Raw genomic sequence first — 6,945 nt, forward strand, 5'->3', positions numbered from 1 at the left:
GACGCAACGCTGCTGGCGACGTGTGGGCAGCCCGCGGACTACGCCGGCCCTGTCGCTCCACGGCGCCGCGGGACGACCGACGCGGTGGCTTCGGCGGCGGCGTGGGATAGCTCGGGGAGAACGTCGCCGTAGAACTTGGCGGTGAAGTGAGGGCTGGAATGGCGGAGCCGGTTGGAGATGACCTTCATTTGGACGCCGGCGGCGAGGCCCATGGTGGCGGCGCCGTGGCGGAGGTCGTGGAGGCGGATGGGTGGTAGTGCGGCTTGGGTGGCGAGGTGGTGGAAGTGGTCGGTGACGTCGGCGGGATGGAGCCGGCCACCGGTAGGGGTGCTGAAGACGAGGCCGGTTTTGGTCCAGGCGGTGCCGGCGGCGAAGCGTTCGCGGTGTTGCCGGGCACGGTGGGCACGCAGGACGGTGACGGTCTCGGCGTCGAGGGCGACGGCGGCTTCGCTGTCGGTGGTCTTGGGAGTGTCGATGGCGGTGGCCCAGCCGTGTTGAACAAGCTGCCACCGTACGGTGAGGGTCCGGGCGTCGAGGTCGAGGTCGTCCCAGTGCAGGCCGCAGGCTTCGCCTCGGCGTAGGCCGGTGAAGGTGATGAGGTGGTAGAGGGCGTAGAGCCGGTCGTTGGCGTCGTGGGTGTGGTCGAGGAATCGTCCGGTCTGTTCGGGGGTCCAGATCATGACGGGGCTGGGGATCTTGCCGGTGTCGCGCCAGGTCTTGACGCGCTGGTCGGTCCAGATGGTCGGCTTCGGTGGCCGGGCCGGGGGTAGTTCGACCATGAGGGCGGGGTTGGCGTCGATGAGCCGGTGACGGCGCATCGCGTCGTTGAGGGCTTTACGCAGCGTCGCGTGGATGCGGTGCTGAGTCGCCGGGCCGACGACGCGCTGGCCCTTGACCTGGTCCCGCTTGGCCTGGTCTCGGCTGGCACGCAGAGTACTGATGGTGGTGTTGCGTTCGTCGATGGCGTCGTACATGGCGTCGATGTGGCCGGGCCGGAGCCGGTCGATGCGCAGGTGGCCGAGGTACGGGATCAGGTACAGCCGGACGTGGCCTTCATAGGAGCGCAGGGTGCCCTTCTTGATGTTCTTGCGCCCGGCGAGCCAGTCAGTGAGGTAGTTGGCCACGGTCGGCAGTTCGGTTGGGGTGATGTCCAGGTGCAGCGCCCGGCGAATCTGGTCCGGGTTGGGGACGGGGGCGCCGGTCTTGACAGCGGTTTCGATGAGGTCGCCGGTCTTGACGGTGGCGTGCGGGTCGGTGGGGTCGGGGACGGCGAGCGCGGCCCGGATGCGGTCCAGGACCGTGTCGGCGTCGGCCTGGGTCGAGTACGGGCCGTGCCGCAGCGGCCGGCGACTGCCGTCAGCGCGGGCGGGAACTTCGATCTGCCAGTGCCACTGGCCGTGGCTGCGGGACCAGCCACCGCCGGGCCGGCGGAGTTGGGGGCAGGAGCGCCCCAGCCGCCGGCCCGAGGTGGTGTCGCGGCAGCCGCAGCGTTTGAAGGTGGATCCCTTCACTCATCGTCTCCCTGGTGCTCGGCGTGGTGCCGCCAGCGGTGGTGGGCGTAGTCCGCTGGTGGCGCGGTCGTTGCATCCACGCTTGCCTCGCCGCCACAATCAAGTCGCCGGTCGTCGGCGGCCGGGGCGGGGGTTTCGAGCAGCAGGAGCCGGAGCAGGCCGGCGACCGGGACGATGATGCGGGTGCCGGCTCGGATCAGGGGTGTGGGGAAGGCGTCGGTGGCGGCGAGCCGGTACGCCTGGGATCGGCTGATCCCGAGTACCGAGGCCGCGGTGGCGAGAGTGGTGGTCACGCCAAGGGCGCGGAGGCGTTCGGCGGTCCACACCTCGGCGGCAGCGGGCGCAGGTTCAGCAGTGTGGATGGTGGGTGCGGTGTTTAGCGTGCGCGGTAAGGCTGCTCAGTTGGGTTCACGTGGGTGCTCATGATCGAGGTGCTCCTGATCGTTGTGAGATGTCTCAGATTCGTGGGATCGATGGTTGTCGTCCATGTCTGGCCGGTCGGTGGTGCCGGCCACGTGGTCGGGTGGGTCGATGCCCGCCGACCGCTGATCGGGTTTCGGTAGTGGTGCCGCCGTCGCGGCCGGTGGAGTCCGGCTGTCCTTGGACCCAGTCGCCGGGGACTCGGCTTTGAGGGTCTTGAGGAGATCGGATACGCGGGTGTTGGAAACGGTGTGGCCTGCAGTGCGGAGAGCCTCAGCGAGCGCTGCCCGGGTGAGCGCCTGCTCGTCCGCGGCGAGCTGGTCCCGGATGCGCCGTGCTGCAGGAAGTAGTCCGTCCGCATCCTGCGAGTGGTCCGCGGACCGCTCGTAAGAACTTCTGTTGCGGCGGCCGGTCCGTCCGTCCGCTCGATGGCTGGTGCCGGACGGGTGGACGGTCCGGTCGGCTGACCGCTCCGCCGCCATTTCGGCGGACCGGGCCCTATCGCTTGGTCCGGCGTGCGGCTCGACGTCTGCGATCCGGCCCAGCTGATCTGTTGCGGACGGGGCGGTGCCGGTCCGGGACGCCGTACCGGCGTACCCGAGGGCGACCTTGACCATGACGAGGAAGCCCAGCGCCGGCACGGCTGCGGCGATCCAGCCGATCGGTGACGGTTCAGCCTCGACGACCTGCGCGGCGAGGGACAGTGTGACCGCGCAGGCGAGGACGACCGCCGGGAACCTCGTCGAGGCACGGGCGCGTTTGCGGCGGCGCAGCTCGAGTCCGGAGGCGATGGACATCAGCTCCAGGACGATCGCGTCCGCCCAGGCAAGCCATCCTGGTTGACCGTGTGCTGCGGCGACGTTGTGGACGTGGGTGAAGCTCGCTGCACCGGCGGCCCCGCCGATCGCGAGCATGATCAAGATCTGGACGGCTCCCTCAGCCCGGTCGGTCCGCCGGGGACCGTCCGCATCGTTCTGCGGCGTAGTCGTGGCGAAGCACCTCCTCCGTCCGGACCGCGGCGGCGTCGGCATCGACGGCTGCCGAGATGGTCTGCATCGGGATAAAGATCATGTCCGTACCTCTCAATCTGCTGATCACGGGGACGATCGCGCATAAGCGCGGGTATCGGCCAGCAGAAGGCGCGGGACGATACCTCGGGAAGGGTGATGTCGGAAGGGGCCCCGATCTGTCACGGCGCTGTCCGCGCTGGCCGGTCTCGCCGTGACAGCCGGGTGACAGATCCTCGCTCTTGCTGTCAGCGGAGCCGGCGAGGTATGGGCCGCCTCCTGGTGATCGGATGGCACTGCTCATGCCGCCTCCAACGGTGGGTGTCGCTGGTCGGCGACGTACGCGGCGAGGTCAACCAGCCGGTACCGCTGGCTGTCGCCGTGCGCGATGGCCCAGACGGCGTCAGCCGGAGAGAGCCCCGTCGCCGTGGCGTGATCGCGGGTGCCGGTGGCGATCGGCACCGGCGGTGACGCCTCGGCGAGCAGGCGCCGCAGGTTGCGTTCCCGGGCAGCGGAGTGCAGCCAGAACAGCACCGGCCACACCCGCCCGATCGTGGCAAACAGTTCCTGGTACCCGACCAGCTTGCCGAGTAGGACCGACAGTTGCTCGCCGCCCGAGTCGTACTCCACGAAGACCGGTACCTCGGCACCGTCCTCGGCCCACAGGCCGTACCCGTCCGGTCGTACCCGGGGTTGGTAGGCGCGCACCAGCCCCGGATCTTCGGGGCTCGTGAAGGCCCCGGCTCTGCCGCACGCCGATTCCGGCAACCATCGGCGCAGCTCCGCTCCTGGTCGGGTACGGGCGTAGCCGGCCAGGTCGGTGAAGAAGCCGTTGATCCCGAGCCGGTGCGCCAGGCTGCGGCTAGAGGTCCAGCGTCGCCGCTCTGCACGGGCGTGATCGCGGCGTGGTGGCCGCTCGTCGCGGGCTGCGGCGACGACTTCGGCGCCGAGTTGATCGATGACGTAGTGGTACGGGTACGAGCCGCCGTCGGCGCGCTGGGGCCGGAACCGGCCCACGAGCCGTAGCCGGTGCAGCGTGCGCAGCCGGCGTTGGCAGAAGTCCAACGACGGAAACAGGGCATGGGCGATCTGGAACGAGGTCAGCACCCCGTGGTCGTACAACCAGTTCAGCAGCACCCGGTCGCGGTCGGTGAGCTGGGACTGAACGCGGAGGACGGGATCATCCACCGGATCTCACCTCCTCGTCGGTTCTCGTAATACGGGTCCCAGGGGAGAGACCCGAGACCATGCAGGGTCTCTCGCAGGACACGCAGCAGGTGCTGACAGAGGCCGTGACCTGCGATATGAGCGATATTCGGGGGTCAGTTCGGGGGTCCGGCCGAAGACTGACCCCAACCCGGACGTCAACACGGACGCCCGGACCGAGGTCAAGCCGGGATCTGTCACCGCCATCGACCGGAGGCCGAAGCGGCGGAATGAAGCAGTGGGAGAACAACACAACTCCTTGATTGAAGGGCTAGGCGGCGCCGACAGCCACGACGCCATGGTGAGATCGCCGGCCGTACCCGCCGCACGGCCGGATGGAGCCGTGCGGCGGGTAGCCGGCACCCTGCCGGGTCACGCCCGGCAGGGCGGGTCGCGCGGACGCGGCCAAAGGATGTACCACTGTGGAAATGTCAACGAACGCGTAGACCGGCTCACCGGCCAGCATGAGGCGGATCAGGGCAGCAGCAGTCGACACGACCGCGGGCAGCACAGTCGCGCAGACAAAGATGGACAGCAATGGACAGGGCAGCTGGTGAACCCAGCGGCACCCGGGTCCGTCACAACCCGTGACAGGGGACTCCTACGACCGCCCGGCATTGCGGCGGCCGGGTGGGGCATCGGCTCAACCCGCCGGGAGAGAATCCTTCATCTCGGCCTCCTGTAGCTCGCTCGGCACCCGGTCGACCGACCCGCTCGCGCGGGCCCAGAACGAAAGCAAGCGCTCCTACGGAGCGCCCACGCATCGACCTATGTGGCCCGGCGATCAGGACCGCCGCACGGGGAACGTGCATCCAGTACCTCTCGACCGGGCTGCCTTGTCAAGACCATTCAGCTGCCGCGATCCAGCTCACGAGCTCCGCCCGCAGAGTGGATCGTGCGGACAATGATTGATCCGTCCGGACGGGTACGCGGTGGTCCGACGGCGGTGCCCAACGTCCGGGGAACGCAACTGTGCCAACTTTCCCGCGAGGCTCCGTCCGCGTGTCCTCGCGATCATCCCCGACGAGCCGAGCCGCCCGTCTGCGCCCGGCAGCTCCGGCCGCACGGACCCCCGTAGATCACACTCCATGCCCGGAGGCGCATTCAAGACGTGATCGCACGCGTGTTCTTCGATGTGGGCGAGACGATCGTCGACGAGGGCCAGGAAGGCATCTGGACCGACAGGCTCGGACGAATGTGACGGTTGATGGTATGCCCGCGACACACGTTTCGTGGTCGCGTGGTCGCAGGACAGGCGGTACCGTCTAGCTACACAGCCGTGTCCCGGACAGTGCGGCGACGGCCACCATGATCTCGCTCCGAGGAGCGCGCCATGCCGCGACAGCACGTCGCCGTCAACCCGACCTTCGGGCCGCGTCTGAGGAAGCTACGCGAACAGCGAGGGCTGTCGCTGCGCCGGCTCGGGCAGCAGGTGCACTGCTCCCATGGTTATCTATGGGACCTTGAAGCAGGCCGCAAGCGCCCGAGCGCCTCCGTCGCTGCGCTGCTCGACGCCGCCCTCGGTGCCGGCGGACAGCTGTGCGCCCTGGTAACGGAGGTGTCAGCCGACAGCGGCGGACTGACCGCGAGCGTCGCAGCACCGGTTCTCGACGACCTGGCCGGGCTAGAGTTCGCACCGGGCTGGCGACACGGTGTAGAGGTCGCGGCGGAACTCTGGCGGAGCGACATGCAACGGCGAGATCTCCTGGTGGGGGCCGGGTTCAGCGCGGCGGCGTTCGTCGCGCCGGCGTTCCGCTGGCTGACCGTACGACTCGATGAGCGGCCAGTCGGCGACGGTGAGCGCCTCGTGGGTCAGCCGGACGTCGACACCGTCCGACAGATCACCGGCGTCTACCGGACGCTGGACAACCGGTACGGCGGGGGCCACGTCCGTGATGGGCTGGTCCGGTTCCTCGACACGGAGGTGGCGGCGCTGCTGCGGGGCCGCTTCGACGCCGGCACCGGTGCCGCGCTGTTCTCGGCGGCGGCGGAGGCCACTCAGCTCGCGGGGTGGGCATCGTACGATGTCGGCCTGCACGGCCTGGCGCAGCGGTACATGGTTCAGGCGTTGCGGATGGCAGCCGCGGCAGGCGATCAGCCCCTCGGCGCGGAGATCCTCGCCGCGATGAGTCACCAGGCGGCCTACCTCGGCGCGTCCGTGGAGGCGATCGACCTGGCGCGCGCAGCCGGACGGACAGCGGCCGAGTCCGGCGTCGCCGCGATCCAGGCTGAATCGGCTGTCCTAGAGGCGCACGGCCATGCCGTCGGTGGCGACGAAGCCGCGTGCGCGGCGGCGCTGGACCGGGCAGAACGCAGCTTCGATCGCGCGGAACGGGCCAGCGCGCCGCAGTGGATCGGGTACTTCGACGAGGCGTACCTGTCGGCGAAGTTCGGCCATTGCTTCGCTGCTCTCGGTCGGGGCGAGACGGCGGCCCGGTTCGCGGTGCAGTCGCTGGATATGGACGGCCGCACCTATGCCCGAGGGCGGCAGTTCAACTTGGCGCTGCTGGCGCTTGCCCATGCGCAGGCGGGCGAGCCGGAGCAAGCCAGCGTGGTGGGATGCCAGGCTGTAGAGGCAGCCCAGGGGCTCCGCTCGGAGCGGGCGCGCGGGTATCTCGCCATCATCGCGGAGCAGCTCGCCCCGCACGCCGGTCTGGCCGCCGTCCAGGAGTTCTCCGACCGGGTGCGGCCGGCGCTCCAGACTATCTAGTGTCCTGAGTCAGAAGTAAGTAGGCAGTAGGCTGGTGGGGTGCCAGATCCGACGCTGCCGCCGTTGACGTTGACCGATGAGGACCGTCGCA

The 6,945-nt window shown here is 69.4% G+C and carries 6 protein-coding genes; 1 reads left to right on the forward strand and 5 read right to left on the reverse strand.

Going from position 1 to position 6,945, the window contains the following annotated elements:
• Positions 1–38: 38 nt before the first annotated feature.
• From ACIBF5_RS16855 to ACIBF5_RS16875, 5 genes are all read right to left on the reverse strand, one after another.
• Positions 39–1,511 (reverse strand): tyrosine-type recombinase/integrase, encoded by a 1,473-nt coding sequence (locus ACIBF5_RS16855; RefSeq protein ID WP_396812465.1) that lies wholly within the window; start codon positions 1,509–1,511, stop codon positions 39–41.
• Positions 1,508–1,804 carry a hypothetical protein gene (locus ACIBF5_RS16860; RefSeq protein ID WP_396812467.1) on the reverse strand — a complete coding sequence of 99 codons (297 nt, stop codon included), beginning with the start codon at positions 1,802–1,804 and terminating at the stop codon, positions 1,508–1,510. The genes ACIBF5_RS16855 and ACIBF5_RS16860 overlap by 4 nt, the downstream gene beginning before the upstream one ends.
• Before the next feature lie 105 nt (positions 1,805–1,909).
• Positions 1,910–2,845 (reverse strand): DUF2637 domain-containing protein, encoded by a 936-nt coding sequence (locus ACIBF5_RS16865; protein ID WP_396812489.1) that lies wholly within the window; start codon positions 2,843–2,845, stop codon positions 1,910–1,912.
• A gap of 22 nt (positions 2,846–2,867) precedes the next feature.
• Entirely contained in the window at positions 2,868–3,002 is a 135-nt protein-coding gene (locus tag ACIBF5_RS16870) for a hypothetical protein (RefSeq protein ID WP_396812469.1), read from the reverse strand.
• Between the two features lie 236 nt (positions 3,003–3,238).
• Positions 3,239–4,126 (reverse strand): replication-relaxation family protein, encoded by an 888-nt coding sequence (locus ACIBF5_RS16875; protein WP_396812471.1) that lies wholly within the window; start codon positions 4,124–4,126, stop codon positions 3,239–3,241.
• 1,351 nt (positions 4,127–5,477) lie between these two features.
• On the opposite strand from ACIBF5_RS16875, the gene ACIBF5_RS16880 reads away from it, so the two are divergent.
• Positions 5,478–6,854: a helix-turn-helix domain-containing protein gene (locus ACIBF5_RS16880; RefSeq protein WP_396812473.1), complete on the forward strand. Its 1,377-nt coding sequence runs from the start codon at positions 5,478–5,480 to the stop codon at positions 6,852–6,854.
• The last annotated feature ends 91 nt before the right edge of the window (positions 6,855–6,945 follow it).

The sequence above is a fragment of the Micromonospora sp. NPDC050417 genome (assembly GCF_044458865.1).
In the GTDB taxonomy this organism is placed as follows: domain Bacteria; phylum Actinomycetota; class Actinomycetes; order Mycobacteriales; family Micromonosporaceae; genus Micromonospora_G.